The organism is Eggerthella lenta DSM 2243 (assembly GCF_000024265.1).
GTDB classification, from domain to species: Bacteria; Actinomycetota; Coriobacteriia; order Coriobacteriales; family Eggerthellaceae; genus Eggerthella; species Eggerthella lenta.
In genome coordinates this window covers 2,750,381-2,768,071 of sequence record NC_013204.1, presented here as the reverse complement: position 1 = coordinate 2,768,071, position 17,691 = coordinate 2,750,381, and the positions used below count along the sequence as shown (strand labels likewise).

Sequence of the window (17,691 nt, the reverse complement as noted above, 5' to 3'; positions counted from 1 at the left end):
ACGGGCAGCCCATTGATGACCGCGGTGTTCCACGCGATCCGTACCACGCTTGCAGGATCGAGCATCCTCCCACGACCTGGAACACGGTAAACGAGGTGTCGTACTATGCCTGCATTCGGAAATCAAACGTCGTGCTCCTACCCTGAAACGCTCGTGCTCGTCGAGGCGCTGCCTTTGTGCCGCATCCTCGCGTCTGATTGGCCGGGAGAGGAGGTTCCGGCCGAGTTTCCCCTGTTCGACGAGGAGGTTGAAGCGGAAAGCATGCTCGCGCGCCCGTTGCGATGCGCCGCGGTCATGCCGTGCGCCGAAGCATTCGCGCTTCTGGAAGAGGTCGGTCATGTCGGATGGTAGCGCCTGGGAACGCGAGGCGCTTTCCATCAAGCAGGTTCCTTCGCTGCAGGCCCTGCTGCGCTGCTGCGACGAGCGGCTGCTCGTCCGCGCTATCGTCGAAGAGCATGCGGTTCTGGCCGGCGATTGGGATGCGCTTCCGGCGAAGCGCAAGCGGGCGGCCGAGAAGCGGCTGGCAGCCACGTTGGCCACGATGCGGGGTCTGCCGCTCGACAAGAAGGGCGCGCGGGGCAGCCTGCTGCTGCCGCATGAGTCGTTCGTGCTGCACGCGCGCAGCGGCTTGATCGAGCGCCACGTGTCAGCGGCGCTGCTTTCGCTCGACGACGTGCCGCTCGCGCGCAGGGCCGTCCAGCGCTCCGACGCCGCGCCGCCCGGAGAAGCCGAGGGGCCGCAGCCGCGTCCCTACACGCTCGATCCGTGGGAGCGGACGCTTGCGAGCCGCGTGTGGCTGGGCGGTTCTCGGTGCTGCCGCGAGCGCTACCTCGTGCTGGCGGCAGCGTTCTGGGAGATGACGTACTTCGGGTTCGAGTACGAGCGCGTCTGCGCGCGCCGTGCAGAGGAGAAGGCGCGCCGTCTGGTGGGGAAGGACGTGCCCGGCGAGCGTCCCTCGGAGCCTCCGCGCACCGTGTCCGACGAGCGGCGCCGGCAGGCGGAGGGGTTCGGGCTCGTGGAACCCGACCGCTTCGAGCTCGACTACCGCGATAGCATGATCGTGCGAGTCGCGCAGCTCAACGACGACAGCCGCAAAGCCCTTTGGCTGCTGCTGCTCGACGTGGCGCGCCGTCTGGGCAAGGCCTGAGCGGCAGGGGCTCGTTGAAGCGATCGTCGGAGAGGAGGATAACGGGGCGAGAACGGGAACAGGCGCCCGCAGGCGCCTGTTCCCGAACGAAGCTGATGCCGTCGACGTGCTAGTCGGCAACCTCGACAAGCGTGATCTCGAAGTTGAGGTCCTTGCCCGCCAGCTCGTGGTTCATGTCGAAGGTGGCGATGCCGTCTTCTATGGAGCGCACGAACACGGGGAAGGGCTGGCCGCCCGGACCCATCATGTACACGGTCTGGCCCACGGGAAGCTGGTCGCCGTTCGGGATCTGATCGACCGGAACTTGCTGCACCATGGCCTCGTCGCGCTCGCCGTACGCCTCGGCGGCGGGGATGTGCACGTTCTTCGTGTCGCCCTGCGCCATGTCCTTCACGGCGGAGTCGAACCCGGGGATCATCTGGCCGGCCATGCAGGTGAACTCGATGGGCTCGCCGCGATCGACGGAGGAGTCGAACTTCGAGCCGTCGTCGAGGGTGCCCGTGTAGTGGACCTTGACCTTCTTGCCTTCGTTGCTCATCAAGAGCTCCTTTCGAGAGAATGCAATGCCCATCAGTCTACCCGAGCCGTTCGAGCTTTCCCGTTCGCGGCGCGAAACTTGCTCCAAGTCGCCACAAGTCCGTAACCGAGCCTCCTGCCTTCCTGGAAGGAGGTTGCGAGGCCCCTGCTCCCTTCGCCGCTGCGCTCAGGATGACAACTCGCCCCAGCTCCAGTCTCCCGCGGTGCTACCGTTTCGGGAGATCGCGCACGTCGAGCAGCGTGATCTCGAAGTTCAGCGCCTTGGCGATGGCGTCGTGGTTGAGGTCGAACACGGCGCGCTCCTCGTCCAGCTCCACGAGTCGTGCCGGATACGTCTGCCCGTCCGGCCGTTCGAGGCTCATCACATCGCCCACGGCGAGCTTGATATTGGCGGGGATCTTCGCGCGCTCCACTTCGATGACGCGCTCTTCGGTGCGCTTCTCGTACGCCTCGTCGGCTCCTACGCGGACGCGCTTCGTTTCGCCCACGGCCATGTCGCGCACCGCGTCGACGAACGCGGGCGGCATCCACCCGTCTGCGCAGGGGAACTCGATGGGCTGCCTCGTCTGATCGATGAAGGTGGCGCCGTCGTCGAAGTAGCCGCGGTAGGCCACCTTCACCATGCGATCCTCGTTGCTCACGCCCGTTCGCTCCGTTCCGCGAGGTCGGCCAGCGTCACGCGGCGCGCGACGAGGTCGGCGAGCGGCTCCAGGAAGCCCTGCTCCTCGTCGGCAAGGCCGTCGCGCGCGATCTTCACGATGCGGTCGCACAGCTCGGCGACGGGTCGTCCGTATACCTCGGCTTCGTAGCCGCGCTCCATGAGCGCGTCCTGCGCCGCCAGGTAGTCGTCGCGCCGCACGTCGGCGAACAGCCCGTCCATCGCGTCGAGGCTCGTCGGCGCGTAGAACAGCCCCTTGATCAGCGCCGCGTAGGCGATGACGTAGGGGATGGGCATGGCGTCGGCGGGGCGGATCTCGATGTAGGTCTTGAGGCGCACGTCGGTGAAGAACATGGACACCGCGTGCTCCACCTCGGCGCGCGTCATCGTGCGCGCGGCGTAGATATCGCCGAACGTGCGGTCGGAGTAGCACCACCGCTGCTGCTGGCAGGGGATGAGGATGGCCACGGTGTCCAGGATGTACTCAGCGTAACGGCGCAGGTCGAACGAGGGATCCAGCACGTCGGGCACGAGGCCGCATCGATCGTTGTCCACATGCTGCCAGATGTCCGTGCGCACCAGCTGATGCTCGCGCGGCTTGCCTTCGAACACGGGTGCGTTGTCGCACATAAGCGAGAGCATCGGCACCAGCGCGAACGCCAGCCGCAGCTTGCGCAGGCAGTCGGCCGTGCTGGTGTAGTCGATGGACACCTGCGTCGAGGCGCTGCCGCGCATCATGCAGGGGCCGTAGATGTCGCGTTCGCCCAGATAGAGGTCCATGAACTGGTAACGGCGCTTCGGGATGAGCTCCAGCGAGCGCGCCGTGGCGGAGGGATGGTAGCCGATCGCCAGCGCCTTCTCTCCCGCGGGCTCCAGCACGTCGGAAAGGCGCTGCGCGAACCCTTCGAACGTGTCTCGCGCGGTCGCGAGATCGGCGAAGGGGCCGGCGGACAGCTCGATCTGCGCCGCGGGCTCGATGGTGACCGCCTCGCTTGGGCGGGCGACGCCCAAGAGGTCGCCGTGCTCGTCGGTGGTGGTGCGCGGGTAGTCGGCCGCGAGCTGGCGCAGCACCCACGCCACGCCGTGCTCGCCGCTGTACGAGACGGGGCTCAGGTCGTCGTGCACGATGATCTGCTCTAGCTCGATGCCCAGCTCGCCCGGGCCGCCGAAGGCTTTGATGCCGCTTTCGAAGTAGCTGACGATGGCGTTGATGTTGCTTTCGCGTGCGGGCTGCTCCTGCCCGGTTGCGGCTGTTTTATTCATGTAGCAAGCTCCTGAACTTCGCGTGTCCTATGCAATCGTGCGTTACTTTGTATACAATACCGCTTTGGTCGCCGAGCATGTCGACATGTCGGCAAATCCATATCGTTTCGCTGCCCTACTCGAAGACGAGGCCCGGTTTGGACGCTCATATCACAAAACGCACAGCGATCCTGCTGCTGCTGGATATCGTCGCGACGTACGCCGCGTACTGGCTCGCATCGCTGCTCACCGACGTCGAGGGCGAAGTGTTCGTCAACAACGAGATCTACTTCATGCTGGGCATCCTCGCACTCATCAACGTTGCCGTGCTGGGGCTGTTCCATCTGTACAACAACCTCTGGGAATACGCCAGCGTCGACGAAGCCATCCAGATCGTGCTGGCCGTGGTGCTGTCAACCCTGGTGGGCGCCGTGTTCCTCTGGATCATCGACGTGCGGCTGCCCATCCGCGTGTTCTTCGTCTCGTGTTTCATGCTCATATTCTTCATGGGCGGTATCCGCCTGATCTTCCGCGTCATGCGCCAGAAAAGGCGCGCGCTCGTCTCCACGCAGCGCGCGTGCGACCGGCCGCGCACGCTGGTGGTGGGCGCGGGGGAGACGGGCTCGCTGGCCATCGGGCGCATGGCCTCGAAGGACCCGCTCATGCCGGGCATCCCCATCGTGGCCACCGACGACGACCCCACCAAGCGCGGCTCGCGCATCCACGGCGTAAGGGTGGCCGGTTCCACGGACGACATCGTCGACCTCGTGGACAAGCACAACATCGACCAGATCGTCGTGGCCATCCCGTCCTCCACGCCCGAGGAGCGCAAGCGCATCTACGGCGAATGCACGAAGACCGACTGCAAGCTGCGCACCCTGCCGAACGTGCGCGAGCTGTCGCTCGACGAGATCGGCGACGTGCGCCTGCGCGACGTGGACGTGGCCGACCTTCTGGGCCGCGAGGAGATCATCCTCAACACGCGCGCGGTGTCGGGCTACATCGCCGGCGAGACCGTGCTGGTCACGGGCGGCGGCGGCTCCATCGGCAGCGAGCTGTGCCGCCAGCTGTGCAAGGTGGCGCCCGCCCGCATCGTCATCTTCGACATGTACGAGAACGACGCCTACATGCTGCGCAACGAGCTTTTGGCCGAATACGACGACATCGACCTCGTCATCGAGATCGGCAACGTCTGCGACGAGGCGCGCCTGAACGAGGTGTTCGCGAAGTACCGCCCCGGCGCCGTGTTCCACGCGGCCGCCCACAAGCACGTGCCCCTCATGGAGCAATGCCCGCGCGAGGCGCTGCACAACAACGTGTTCGGCACGCTCAACGCCGTGCGCGCCGCCGACGCCTACGGCGCCGCGCGCTTCATCTTCATCTCCACCGACAAGGCCGTGAACCCCACCAGCGTCATGGGCGCCACGAAGCGCATGGGCGAGATGGTCATGCAGTACTACGCGCGCACGTCGAAGACCATTTTCTCCGCCGTGCGCTTCGGCAACGTGCTGGGCTCGAACGGCAGCGTCATCCCCGTGTTCCAGCGCCAGATCGCCGCGGGAGGCCCCCTCACCGTCACCCATCCCGACATCGAGCGCTTCTTCATGACCATCCCCGAGGCGTCGCGCCTGGTCATCCAAGCAGGCGGCATGGCGAAGGGCGGCGAGATCTTCATTCTCGACATGGGCGAGCCGGTGAAGATCGTCGACTTGGCGAAGGGCCTCATCCAGCTGCAGGGCCTCACGCCCGACGTGGACGTCAAAATCGTGTTCACGGGCCTGCGCGAGGGCGAGAAGATGTACGAGGAGCTGCTCATGGACGAAGAGAGCACGCTGCCCACCGACAACCACTCCATCCTCATCTCCACCGGCCAGGAGATCAGCTACACCGAAGTGGCTGAGAAACTGGACGAGCTGGAAGCCGCACTCACCCTCACCGACGAGGAAGCCGTCCACGTGCTGGAGAAAACCGTCTGCACCTATCGCCACACCCCCAACAAGGTATCCTGAAGAGGCGCGCCTCGAGGCGCGTTCGGACATGGACGCGTCGCGTGCCCGCTGCATTGTCGCCCGAAAAACACGGAAAACGGCCTCCAAGCGTGTTTTTCGGGCGACAATGCATAAGCGGTTGGTTCGCGCCAAGACGCGATCATGATATAATTACGATAAAATTTTATCATGAAGGAGGTGCCTATGAACATCAGGCCGATATCGGATCTTAGAAACCGCTACGCGGACGTCGAGCGGGATGTCATCGAGGGCGGTCCCGTTTTCCTGACGAAGAACGGGTACGGCTCGATGGTGGTCATGAGCGTAGAGCAATTCGAGCATATCAACGGCGGTGTCGAGTTCGCTCTCGATGCGGCCGATCGGCAAGCTGCGACGACGTCTCTGCGCTACACGCATGAAGAAGTGTTCGGTTCCATTCGGGAAGGGCTTCGCAATGGACGAGAAGCCGCGGCGCTATAGACTTGAGTACCTACCTCTTTTCTGGGACGACCTCAACGAGGCCGTCTCCTATATTGCCGATGTGCTCAAGGCTCCGGAAGCTGCCGAGCGCTTGATCGACGCAACCGAAGCGGGCATCTTGGCTCATTCCCGAAATCCCACGCTTGCGACGACGTACAAGACGGCGAAGCCCAGACCTCTTCCGTACTACTGGTTCGAGGTGGGGAACTACATGGTGTTCTACGTCGTGCTCGACGACGTGATGGAGGTACGCCGGTTCCTGTACGGCGCGCGCGATTTGACGAAAATGCTTCCGTGAGGCACGGTTGCCGTTTCCGCGCCTCGAGCTCGTCCGCCGCATTATCGGCCGAAAAACACGGTTTTGCGCATAAATCCGTGTTTTTCGGCCGATAATGTGTATGGGGGAGCCGTCAATTTGCGCCCGAATCTTGTCAAACGCGCCGTTCTTTCATAGGATGGACAACAGCATTCGAAACGCCTCAATTTTGTGCATGCGCACAAATTACAGGCGACGCAACGGCTTGAGCGTCGCGTCCGCGCATCGGACGACGGGTACGAAGGGGATCGACATGGCGATCACGACAGGCATCGTTGGAGCGGCCGGCTTCGCCGGCATCGAGTTGACCAGGCTCGCGTTGCGTCATCCCGACCTCGATCTGCGCGTGGTCACGTCCAACGAGTTGGCGGGCACGCCCGTGGCCGCGGAATACCCCGGCTTCACCGGTGCCACCGATCTCGCCTTCGCCACGCACGACGACCCAGCGCTCGACGCGTGCGACCTCGTGTTCCTGGCCGTGCCGCACACCGCGGCGCTCAAGATGGCGCCGCAACTCGTCGCGCGCGGCGTGACGGTGGTCGACCTGTCGGCCGACTTCCGGCTGAAGGACCCCGCCGTCTACGAGCGCTGGTACGCCACGCCTCACACGGCGACCGACCTGCTGCAACGCGCCGCCTTCGGCCTGCCCGAGCTATTCCCCGACGATCTCGCGCGCGTCGCGGCCGCCCATGCGGCGGGCGAGGGCGTGCTCGTGGCCTGCGCGGGCTGCTATCCCACGGCCACGTCGCTCGCGGCGGCACCCGCCGTCCGCGCCGGGCTCGTGCGGCCCGACGCCGTCGTGGTGGTCGACGCCATCTCCGGCGTCACGGGCGCGGGCAAGAAGGCCTCGGCGCGCACTCATTTCTGCTTCGCCGACGAGAACCTCGAAGCGTACGGCGTGGCCACGCACCGCCACACGCCCGAGATCGAGCAGATCCTGGGCTTGGAAGGCCGCCTCGTGTTCACGCCGCATCTCGCGCCGCTCAATCGCGGTCTGCTGTCCACCGTGAACCTGCCGCTCGCGCCCGACGCGCCCGCCGACGCGGGCGAGATCGTGGAGCTGTACCGGAACTTCTACGCCGACGACCCCTTCGTCCACGTGCTGGACGCCGGCGCCATGCCGAAGACCTCCTCGGTGGCGGGCACGAACTACGCGCACGTGGGGCTCGCTGTCAACCAGGCGGCGCGCATGCTGGTGGCCGTGGGCGCCATCGACAACCTGGGCAAGGGCGCGGCCAGCCAGGCCGTGCAGTGCGCGAACGCGGTGCTGGGCTTGCCCCAGACCCGCGGGCTCGAACCGATCTCCGTTCCCGTGTGACGCGAACCGCGCGCGCCACGCACTAGCCGCAAGCCGCAACAGAAAGAAGCCGCTATGACCGACCAACCGATCGCTGCAACGCATCCCGCCCAAGGCGGCGTGACGGCGGCGCGCGGGTTCCGCGCGTCCGGCGTGCACGCGGGCTTCCGTAAGGATCCCGAGCGCCTCGACCTCGCGCTCGTGGTCGCCGACGAACCCTGCGCGTGCGCGGCCGTGTTCACCAAGAACGTGTTCTGCTCGGCGCCGGTCATCGTATCGCGCGCGCAGCTGGGCGCCGACCAGCCGGGCGAGCCCGCCTACGGCACGGCGCGCGCCGTGGTGGTGAACTCGGGCAATGCGAACGCGGCAACGGGCGAGCCCGGCTTGGAGGCCGCGCGCGAGACGGCGCGCATCGCGGGCGATGCCGTGGGCTGCCCCGCATCCGAGGTGCTGGTGGCGTCCACGGGCGTCATCGGCGTGCAGCTGCCCCTGGCGCCGTTCGGGATCGGCCTGCCTGCGGCGGCGTCGCTGCTGTCTGCCGGCGGCGGCGCGGATGCGGCGCGCGCCATCATGACCACCGACACGCGTCCGAAGGAGGCCGCCGTCACGTTCTCGGGCGACGGAATCGGCTACGACGGCTGCACGTTCACGGTGGGCGGCATGTCGAAGGGCTCGGGCATGATCATGCCGAACATGGCCACGATGATCGCCGTCCTCACCACCGACGCGCCGGTGTCCGCGCCCGCCTTGCACAGGGCGCTCGTGCACGCCGTGAATCGCAGCTTCAACAAGGTGACGGTGGATTCCGACACGTCGACGAACGATTCCTGCTTCCTCTTCGCCAGCGGCGCCGCAGCACCTGCGGGCGCAAGCGCGTTCGATCCGGACGGCCCGGCCTTCGCCCGCTTCCAGGCGGCGCTCGTCGAGGTGTGCGAGACGCTGGCCCGCATGATGGCGGCTGACGGGGAAGGGGCCACGCGCCTGGTCACCGTGCATGTGACCGGTGCTGCCAACGACACCGACGCCGACCTGGCCGCGCGCACCGTGGCGAACTCGCCGCTCGTGAAGACGGCCGTCTGCGGCCGCGACGCGAACTGGGGCCGCATCGCGGCGGCCATCGGCAAGTCGGGCGCGGTCTTCCGCCAGGAGGATGCGTCCATCGACATCATGGGCCTGCCGGTGTGCCGCGGCGGGCTTGCGCAAGCGTTCGACGAGGACGAGGCGCTGCGCCGTTTCGAGCAGCCCGAGATCGTCATCGACGTCGACCTCGGCGCAGGCGAGGCGAGGACCACGGTTTGGACATGCGATTTCACACACGAGTACATCACGATCAACGGAGACTATCGCTCATGAAGTACGCGAAGGACACCCGCCCGAAGGGCGTAGCGAACAAAGCGGCGGAGGTGCTGGTCGAAGCGCTTCCCTGGATCAAGAACATCACCGGCAAGACCGTCGTCATCAAGTACGGCGGCTCGGCCATGGTGGACGAGCAGCTGCGCGCCGACGTGATGAACGACATCGTGCTGCTGAAGATCGTCGGCGTGAATCCCGTCATCGTGCATGGCGGCGGCAAGGCCATCACCGAGGCCATGGATTTCCTGCAGCTTCCCGTGGAGTTCAAGGACGGTCAGCGCGTCACCACGCCCGAGGCCATGGACCTCGTGCGCACCGTGCTGATGGGCAAAGTGAACCAGGAGCTGGTGGAGGCTCTCAACGAGCACGGCAACTTCGCCGTGGGCGTCAGCGGCGCCGACGCGGGCGTCATCGTGGCCGAACAGGCCAGCCCGGAGCTGGGACGCGTGGGCCGCATCACGCGCATCAACAGCCCGCTTCTGGACGACCTCGTTGCCGGCGACTACATCCCCGTCGTGGCTTCGGTGGCGCTGGGCGAGGACGGCGGCTTCTACAACGTGAACGCCGACATGGTGGCGGGCCACATCGCGGCCGCCATCGGCGCGCACAAGGTGGTGTTCCTCACCGACGTGGACGGCCTGTACGAGAACTTCGAGAACAAGGACTCGCTCATCTCGAACCTCACGCTGTTCGAGGCGCAGTACATGGTGGAGAACAACATCGTGTCTACCGGCATGATCCCGAAGCTGAAGTCGTGCATCCACGCGCTGGATTCGGGCGTGTTCCGCGCGCACATCATCAACGGCATCACCCCGCACTCGCTGCTGCTGGAGCTTCTGACCAGCACCGGCGTGGGCACCACGATGCACTCCACGGAGGAGTCGTGCACGTTCGACACCCATCCTTTGGGCAACTTCGCCTCCAAGTTGCTGGAGAATCGCCAGCATGCTGCCAGCGCGACGCCGAACAACAAGATTTTCTAAGCGAGCGAAAGAAGGACGACCATGGGCTTTATCGAGGAACAGCAGCTTGAATCCGCATACGTGATGGGCACGTACGCCCGCAAGCCGGTGGAGCTCGTGCGCGGGCGCGGCATGCGGGTGGAGGATGCGGAAGGCCGCACGTACCTCGACTTCGTGTCGGGCGTGGGCGCCGTGAGCCTGGGCCACTGCCATCCGGCGCTCGTGTCGGCTATCGAGGAGCAGGCGAGCACGCTGGTCCATGTGAGCAACTACTACTACATCGAGCATCGCGGCGAGGTGGCGCACCTCGTATCCGACTTGCTGAACGAGTGCGTCGACGAGGCCGAGCGCGAGCCGTGGCAGAGCTTCTTCGCGAACTCGGGTGCCGAGGCGAACGAATGCGCCTTCAAGCTGGCGCGACTGCACGCCAAGAAGCGCGCGATGGCTGCGGCCGAGGCCGCCGGCGCCGACGAGGACGGAGTGCGCGCCGCCGCAGCCGCCGCGCCGCGCCTCATCGTCACGCTCGACGCCAGCTTCCACGGCCGCACGCTGGCCACGCTGGCCGCCACGGCGCAGCCCGCCAAGCAGGAGGCGTTCCAGCCCCTGCCCGACGGCTTCGTCCGCACGCCCATCAACGATATCAAGGCGCTCGAGTCGCTGTTCGCCTCCCAGGGCGACGGCATCTGCGCCGTCATGGTGGAGTGCGTGCAGGGCGAGAGCGGCGTGCATCCGTGCGAGCCCGAGTTCCTGGCCGCGGTGCGTCGCCTTACCGCCGAGCGCGGCGCGCTGTTCATGTGCGACGAGATCCAATGCGGCATGTACCGCTGCGGCACGTATCCCTTCGGGTTCCAGCACTTCGGCATCGCGCCTGACGTGGTGACCATTGCCAAGGGCATCGCCTCGGGCTTCCCCATGGGCATGTGCGCTGCGCGCGCCCAGGTGGCGGCGTCGTTCGATCCGGGCGACCACGGCTCCACCTTCGGGGGCAGCTGCCTGGCCGTCGCGGCGGCCGAGGCCACCGTGCGGGCGCTGGCGGCCGAGGACGCCGCCGGCAACGCCGAGCGCACGGGCGCGTACCTGCGCGAGAAGCTGGCGGCGCTGCCGCAAGTGGAAGAGGTGCGCGGCCTAGGGCTCATGGTGGCCTGCGACCTCGCCGAGGGCGTGAGCGCCCCCGACGTGGTGCTGGCCGGCCTGGACGAGGGCCTCCTGCTCAACTTCACCGGCCCGCGCACGCTGCGCTTCCTGCCTCCGCTGGTGTGTTCGAAGGAGGACGTGGACGTGCTGGTGCAGAAGCTTGCGGCGCTGTTGTCCTGAAAGGGCAGCTGTCATCCTGAGCGAGGCGCCATAGACTGTCATCCTGAGCGAGGCGCGAAGCGCGGAGTCGAAGGATCCCGAGCGGCGACAGCAGGAAGTCTCACGGTTGGCACCTTGCGGATCCTTCGACTTGCTCAGGATGACAGGGCCGCTGCGCTCGTTTAGGATAACGACTGCAAGGACGTTCGTCGAAAATCTTTCTGCACTTTTTGAAATTCTGGGGTCGGAACGCTCACGGATAGGGTACTATTTAATGCATATTTTCGTCGGGTCTTGCGCAATTCTGCATACCCCGCGAAGGTACTTGTGATCGGAACCGTATGTGATCGTTCTTGAACGGGAACAGAGAGTATCGAGGGCATGAGAAAACGTCAACAACGGCACGACATCATTCGCGACATCATTCGCGAACATAATGTCAAGACGCAGCGCGATCTCGCCAATCAGCTGCAGGCCGCTGGCTACGAATGCACTCAAGCCACGATCTCCCGCGACATCATGGATATGGGCCTGGTGAAGTCTCGTGAGGGCTATTACGTTCTCCCTGAGGAAATGCGGCTCCAGCGCATGGTATCCGAATTGGTTGAAGAGGTGCACGTGGCAGGCAACATGGTCGTAGTGAAGACGTTCTCCGGCGGAGCAGCCGGCGTCTCTGCTGCGCTCGACAAGGCCAGCCTGCGCGGAGCACTCGGCACGGTGGCCGGCGACAACACGATCATGATCGCGGCGGAGAGCCCTGAGGCTGCCGTCGAAGTCGAGCGCGCCATCGACCGACTGCGACGACGCTAGTCGTCGACTATATTTCTTGGCGGGGACGCTTTTCTCCCTGCACTCATCCCCACGCTTAGTACAAGCAACAGCGTCCGAGCCGCCCGGCTCTGATGCCTGTCACCACGAAAAGCCGTGGTGCGCACGACGACAGCCTTGCGCGGTGAGAACCGCGATGGGCGCGCGCATACCCCTACCGTCCGGCGAGCGCTGGGGGAGGCGCCTTCGCAGCCGCACCATGACCGGGCATCCCGACGACAACCGAACACGGGGGAAGGACCCTACCATGGCTCAGCAGCAGACTCAGCAAACCCAGCAGAAGGACAAAGCGGTACTGGCGTATTCCGGCGGACTGGATACGTCCGTGTGCATCAAGTGGCTCCAGGAGGAGAAGAACCTCGACGTTATCGCCGTGGTCGGCGACGTGGGACAGGAGCATGAGGGCCTTGAGAAGATCAAGCAGAAGGCGTTGAAAACCGGCGCCGTGGAATGCCTGGTCGTGGACATGCGCGACGTGTTCGCCCAGGACTTCCTGTCCAAGGCGCTGGCCGCCAACGCCCTGTACGAGAACAAGTACCCGCTCGTGTCCGCGCTGTCCCGGCCGCTGATCTCCAAGCACCTTGTGGACGCGGCGCACAAGTTCGGCGCGAAGTACATCGCGCACGGCTGCACGGGCAAGGGCAACGACCAGGTGCGCTTCGAGGCGAGCATCCTCATGCTTGATCCGGACATCGAGATTATCGCCCCGGTGCGCGAATGGGATCTGCACACCCGCTCCGAGGAGATGGAATGGGCTCAGGCGCACGGCATCGAGGTTCCCACCACGAAGAAGTCGCCGTACTCCATCGACGATAACCTGTGGGGCCGGGCCATCGAGTGCGGCGTCCTGGAGGATCCCTGGATGGAGCCGCCGACGGACATCTACACGATGACGGTCGATCCCACCGAAGCTCCCGACGAGCCGCAGTACGTGGAGCTCGAGTTCGCGCGCGGTCTGCCGTACGCCATCGACGGGAGCCAGAAGAGCTTCCTCGGTATCATCTACGCGCTGAACGAGATCGCCGGCAAGCACGGCTACGGCCGCATCGACATGATCGAGAACCGGCTGGTGGGCGTGAAGAGCCGCGAGTGCTACGAGGTGCCGGGCGCGCTGTCGCTCATTCAGGCTCACAAGGCGCTGGAAGACCTGGTGCTGGAGCGCGAGGTGCTGCACTTCAAGCTGGGCATGGAGCAGGAGTGGGCGAAGTGCGTGTACAACGGCCAGTGGTTCTCGCCGCTCAAGGAAGCCGTCGACGCGTTCCTCGCCTCCACGCAGCGCTGCGTGGCCGGCACCGTGAAGCTCAAGTTCTACAAGGGATCCTGCACCGTGGTGGGCCGCAAGAGCGCCTACTCGCTGTACGATTACGCGCTGGCCACCTACGACAAGGACGACTCGTTCGACCACGCGGCGGCCAAGGGCTTCATCCAGCTGCAGACGCTGTCGGCCAAGACGTGGGCCTCGAACCGTCGGCAGGAGGGCGCACCGGCCGAGCTGTTCGACGCGCAGAAGAAGGTCGGCCCGTTGACGAAGGGTGCGTACGAGGACGTGACGCCGGTGTGGAAGCAGGTGGCCGAGGCTGAGAACGCGGCGGTCGTCGAAGAAGCGGAAGCGGCCCTGCAGGGCGCTGCCGAGAAGGCTTAAGGGGGATGCTATGGCTTTGTGGTCGGGCAGATTCACCGAGAACGTGAGCGAGTTCACCCAACGCTTCGGCGCATCGCTGCCGGTTGACAAGGCGCTGTATGCGCAGGACATAGCCGGGTCGCAGGCGCACGCGCGCATGCTGGCGTCGGCGGGCGTCATCGAGCCCGCCGATGCGGAGGCCATCGTCGAGGGGCTCGACCGCGTGAAGGCGCGCATCGAGGCGGGCGACTTCGCGTTCGACATCAACGACGAGGACATCCACATGTCGGTGGAGCGCGCGCTCATCGCCGACATCGGCGACGCGGGAGCGCGCCTGCACACCGGCCGCAGTCGCAACGACCAGGTGGCCACCGACACGCGCCTGTTCGCCAAGCAGCGCTGCGAGGACCTCATGGCGGCGAACGTGGCGCTGCGCCAGGCGCTCGTCCGGCAGGCCGAGGCGCACTTCGACGTCGTCCTGCCCGGCTACACGCACATGCAGCACGCCCAGCCGGTGCTGTTCTCGCACCATATGCTGGCCTACGTGTGGATGCTCGCGCGCGACTTCGAGCGCCTGGCGGCCGCGCGCACGGCTGCCGACGCGAGCCCGCTGGGTTCGGCGGCGCTCGCGGGCACCACGTACCCGCTCGATCGGCAGATGACGGCGGCCGAGCTGGGCTTCTCGCGGGTGATCCCGAACTCGCTGGACGCCGTGTCCGACCGCGACTTCCTGCTGGACCTGTCGTACGCGTGCAGCGTGTCGTGCATGCATCTGTCGCGCCTGTGCGAGGAGATCGTGCTGTGGTCCAGCTCGGAGTTCGGGTTCATCGAGCTGTCCGACGCGTTCTCCACGGGATCGTCCATCATGCCGCAGAAGAAGAACCCCGATTTCGCCGAACTTATCCGCGGCAAGACGGGCCGCGTGGTAGGCGACCTCGTGGCGCTGCTGATCACCATGAAAGCGCTGCCGCTGGCTTACAACAAGGATTTGCAAGAGGACAAGGAAGGTGCCATCGACGCGGCCAAGACGCTGGAGGATTGCCTCGTGTGCGCGGCCGGCATGATCGAGACGATGCGCGTGGTGCCCGAGGCCATGACGGCGCAGGCGAAGAAGGGCTACCTGGCGGCCACCGACGTGGCCGACTACCTGGCTAAGAAGGGGATGCCGTTCAGGCGCGCCCACGAGGTGGTGGGGCACCTCGTGCTGGTATGCGAGCAGCGCGGCTGCGACTTGGACGACTTGACGCTGGCCGACTTCAAAGCCGAAAGCGACCTGTTCGAGGAGGACATCACGGCCTCGCTCGATCTGGAGAGCATCGTGGCGGCCCGCACCACCGAGGGCGGCACCGGGCACGCGGCCGTGCGCGCGCAGCTGGCGCTTGCGAAAGACGCCCTTGCGGCCGACGAGGCGGTGCTTGCGGGATAAGCGCAGCGCCTTTTGGCGCGGGGGCACCGCCTGAGGTCCGAGCGTCCTTCGCCGCGCCGATCGCACGCTGCGAGCGTCTCGAATCGGCGCGGCACACGCGCAACGGACCGCAAGCGGGCTCCCGCGCCCGAGAAAAAAGCGCTGCACCCTGCTTGCATCAACCACGTTTTGAGCTCCCGACCGGGCGTTTTCCCGTGTGACCTTTTTCCAACGAACTTGTGTTGATTCATGGGGGCCTGTGCCCCGATGTTACAATGGGCGGAGTTTTTTTGGAGGTGACACGTGGCTTCACGTTCTATAAAGAATAGGCCGGGGATCAAGAAAAAGCATCCTTCCATCGGCTTCCTTGCGGTGTTCACGGTCTTTTTGGCCGTGATCGTCGCCGGCTTCTCAGGCGTCTACGCCCTCGGTTCGTCGTGGATCGGCGACCTTGAGGACTACGACGTGTCCGATGCCGGCCAGCTCAACTCGTCGCTGCCGTCGATCATGCTGGCGTCGGACGGTACGGAGCTCGCCCGCTTCCAGGTCGAGTACCGCGACCCCGTCGAGCTCGACCAGATCAGCGAGTACGTGCGCGAGGGCACCGTGGCTACCGAGGACGAGCGCTTCTACGAACACGGCGGTTTCGACCTCGCGGGCATCGCGCGCGCGGTGTACGTGAACCTCACCGGTTCCGGCAAGGAGGGCGCGTCCACCATCACGCAGCAGCTCGTGCGCAACACTATCCTGGCCGACGAGATGAACGATATCTCGTTCAAGCGCAAGGTGCGCGAGATGTATCTCTCCGTCAAGTTGGAGGAACAGTACTCCAAAGACGAGATCCTGCTCATGTACCTCAATACCATCAACTACGGTTCCGGCGCCTACGGCATCGAAGCCGCGTCGCAGCGCTACTTCTCGAAGCATGCAAGCGAGCTTACGCTGGCCGAAGCGGCCGCGCTCATCGGCATTCCGCAGTCGCCGACGTACAACAATCCCATCGACCATGAGGACAACTGCCTCGCGCGTCGCAACCTCGTGCTGGATCGCATGCTGACGAACGGCTACATCACCCAGGAAGAGCACGATGCTGCCCAGGCGGAGGGCATCGTGCTCAACACGACCGAGACCACGGTGGATGGCCTGGAGAAGTATCCTTACTTCAGCAGCTACGTGCGCGACCTGCTCATGGATCCCGACGGCGACTATCGTTATTCCGACGATGAGCTGTTCAAAGGCGGCCTGACCATCCAGACCACGCTGGACGTCGACTCCCAGGAGGCCGCTGAGGCCGCCATCAAGGAGAAGCGGGAGAGTCTCGATCCGGCGATCTACGGCGCGCTTGTGGCCATCGAGCCCGAAACGGGCTACATCAAGGCCATGGTGGGCGGCGAGGACGACGAGTGGGCTACTCAGAAGCTGAACCTGGCCACGGGCGAGCGCGGCGTTCCCAATCCGGGCCGTCCGTCCGGCTCCTCGTTCAAGGTGTTCACGCTCATCGCAGCGCTCGAAGCGGGCATCAGCCCGCAGACGATGGTGGACTGCTCGTCGCCGGCCACTATTCCCAATACCGAGTACGGCTCCACCATCCCTCCGCTGGAGAACATCAACAACTACAACTACGGCACCCGTTCCATTCAGCGCGCGTTCGCCGTGTCGTCCAACACGGGCTTCGTTCGCCTTGAGATGGCCGTGGGCATCGACAAGGTGATCAAGGTCGCCAAGGACATGGGCATCACCTCCGCGCTCAGCGCGAACCCGTCGCTCACGCTGGGCCAGTCGAACGTCACGATGCTCGACATGGCCAGCGCCTACGCTGTCATTGCGAACGGCGGCGTGCGCATTGATCCAACGCCCGTCCTCACCATCACCAACTCGAAGGGCGAGGTGATCGTCGACAACACTACGCCCGACACCTCGCTTTCGAAGACGCATCGCGAACAGGTCATATCGCCTGAAGTCGCCCACGCGGCCACCGAGGTCATGAAGAGCGTGGTGAACACCTCCGAGGGCACCGGACAGAAGGCCGCTCTGCCGAACGGCCAGGTGGTCGCCGCGAAGACGGGTACGAGCGAAAGCTACAAGGACATCACGTTCTGCGGCATCACGCCGCAGCTGGCCACCGCCATTTGGTTCGGCGATCCCAGCAACCAGGTGACCATTCCTACCAGCACGGGCGCGGACGACGTCTTCAGCCGCTTCATGAGCGCGGTGCTCGACGGCCAGCCGACCGAGCAGTTCCCGCAGGCGGCCGATCCCACGTACAAGAACTTCTCCGATCCGACCTACCATGTGGGAGGGTTCGCTAGCTCGTCGAACACCGACGACGAGAAGGATGACGAGAAGAAGAAGGACGCCGAGGACAAGGACGCCGACAAGGGCAAGGACGATCCTGCGCCGACGCCGACGCCGACGCCCACTCCCACGCCGACGCCCACGCCCGATCCGACTCCTACTCCAACCCCCGATCCGACGCCGAAGCCGGATCCCGATCCGACGCCCACTCCCACGCCGACGCCCGACCCCGGAGGCACGACGGACAAGCCGGCAAGCTAGGTTGCGGA

The 17,691-nt window shown here is 65.5% G+C and carries 16 protein-coding genes; 13 read left to right on the top strand and 3 right to left on the bottom strand.

The features are described from left to right. Nucleotides 1–105 precede the first annotated feature (105 nt). Both ELEN_RS11805 and ELEN_RS11800 read left to right on the top strand, forming a co-directional pair. Nucleotides 106–351, top strand: a complete 246-nt coding sequence (locus ELEN_RS11805) for a hypothetical protein (RefSeq protein WP_015761113.1) — start codon at nt 106–108, stop codon at nt 349–351. Next, nucleotides 338–1,147, top strand: a complete 810-nt coding sequence (locus ELEN_RS11800) for a hypothetical protein (protein ID WP_009305052.1) — start codon at nt 338–340, stop codon at nt 1,145–1,147. The genes ELEN_RS11805 and ELEN_RS11800 overlap by 14 nt, the downstream gene beginning before the upstream one ends. A gap of 109 nt (nt 1,148–1,256) precedes the next feature. Here the strand turns inward: ELEN_RS11800 and ELEN_RS11795 are convergent, their stop codons facing one another. From ELEN_RS11795 to ELEN_RS11785, 3 genes are all read right to left on the bottom strand, one after another. Next, entirely contained in the window at nt 1,257–1,685 is a 429-nt protein-coding gene (locus ELEN_RS11795; protein ID WP_009305051.1) for an FKBP-type peptidyl-prolyl cis-trans isomerase, read from the bottom strand. 205 nt (nt 1,686–1,890) lie between these two features. Then, a complete protein-coding gene (locus ELEN_RS11790; protein ID WP_009305050.1) occupies nt 1,891–2,325 on the bottom strand; it encodes an FKBP-type peptidyl-prolyl cis-trans isomerase in 435 nt (144 codons plus the stop codon). Beyond that, nucleotides 2,322–3,605 (bottom strand): glutamate-cysteine ligase family protein, encoded by a 1,284-nt coding sequence (locus tag ELEN_RS11785; protein WP_009305049.1) that lies wholly within the window; start codon nt 3,603–3,605, stop codon nt 2,322–2,324. The genes ELEN_RS11790 and ELEN_RS11785 overlap by 4 nt, the downstream gene beginning before the upstream one ends. A 137-nt stretch (nt 3,606–3,742) precedes the next feature. Between ELEN_RS11785 and ELEN_RS11780 the strand changes: the two genes are divergently transcribed. From ELEN_RS11780 to ELEN_RS11730, 11 genes are all read left to right on the top strand, one after another. After that, entirely contained in the window at nt 3,743–5,593 is a 1,851-nt protein-coding gene (locus tag ELEN_RS11780) for a polysaccharide biosynthesis protein (protein ID WP_009305048.1), read from the top strand. 183 nt (nt 5,594–5,776) lie between these two features. Further along, a complete protein-coding gene (locus ELEN_RS11775; RefSeq protein ID WP_009305047.1) occupies nt 5,777–6,052 on the top strand; it encodes a type II toxin-antitoxin system prevent-host-death family antitoxin in 276 nt (91 codons plus the stop codon). After that, a complete protein-coding gene (locus ELEN_RS11770) occupies nt 6,027–6,350 on the top strand; it encodes a type II toxin-antitoxin system RelE/ParE family toxin (protein WP_009305046.1) in 324 nt (107 codons plus the stop codon). Before ELEN_RS11775 ends, ELEN_RS11770 begins: the two co-directional genes overlap by 26 nt. Nucleotides 6,351–6,621: 271 nt before the next feature. Beyond that, on the top strand, nt 6,622–7,686 hold the full coding sequence (gene argC / locus ELEN_RS11765; RefSeq protein ID WP_015761111.1) for an N-acetyl-gamma-glutamyl-phosphate reductase: 1,065 nt from the start codon (nt 6,622–6,624) through the stop codon (nt 7,684–7,686). Between the two features lie 54 nt (nt 7,687–7,740). Then, nucleotides 7,741–9,018 (top strand): bifunctional glutamate N-acetyltransferase/amino-acid acetyltransferase ArgJ, encoded by a 1,278-nt coding sequence (gene argJ, locus ELEN_RS11760; RefSeq protein ID WP_015761110.1) that lies wholly within the window; start codon nt 7,741–7,743, stop codon nt 9,016–9,018. Further along, nucleotides 9,015–10,001 (top strand): acetylglutamate kinase, encoded by a 987-nt coding sequence (gene argB / locus ELEN_RS11755; RefSeq protein ID WP_009305043.1) that lies wholly within the window; start codon nt 9,015–9,017, stop codon nt 9,999–10,001. Before argJ ends, argB begins: the two co-directional genes overlap by 4 nt. A gap of 21 nt (nt 10,002–10,022) precedes the next feature. After that, entirely contained in the window at nt 10,023–11,294 is a 1,272-nt protein-coding gene (locus ELEN_RS11750; protein WP_015761109.1) for an aminotransferase class III-fold pyridoxal phosphate-dependent enzyme, read from the top strand. Nucleotides 11,295–11,654: 360 nt separating this feature from the next. Beyond that, a complete protein-coding gene (locus ELEN_RS11745; RefSeq protein ID WP_009305040.1) occupies nt 11,655–12,083 on the top strand; it encodes an arginine repressor in 429 nt (142 codons plus the stop codon). A 265-nt stretch (nt 12,084–12,348) separates the two neighbouring features. Beyond that, nucleotides 12,349–13,743: an argininosuccinate synthase gene (locus ELEN_RS11740; RefSeq protein ID WP_009608767.1), complete on the top strand. Its 1,395-nt coding sequence runs from the start codon at nt 12,349–12,351 to the stop codon at nt 13,741–13,743. 10 nt (nt 13,744–13,753) lie between these two features. Continuing rightward, complete coding sequence (gene argH, locus ELEN_RS11735; RefSeq protein ID WP_015761108.1) at nt 13,754–15,148, top strand: argininosuccinate lyase; 1,395 nt, start codon at nt 13,754–13,756, stop codon at nt 15,146–15,148. 282 nt (nt 15,149–15,430) lie between these two features. Next, entirely contained in the window at nt 15,431–17,683 is a 2,253-nt protein-coding gene (locus tag ELEN_RS11730) for a transglycosylase domain-containing protein (protein WP_015761107.1), read from the top strand. The last annotated feature ends 8 nt before the right edge of the window (nt 17,684–17,691 follow it).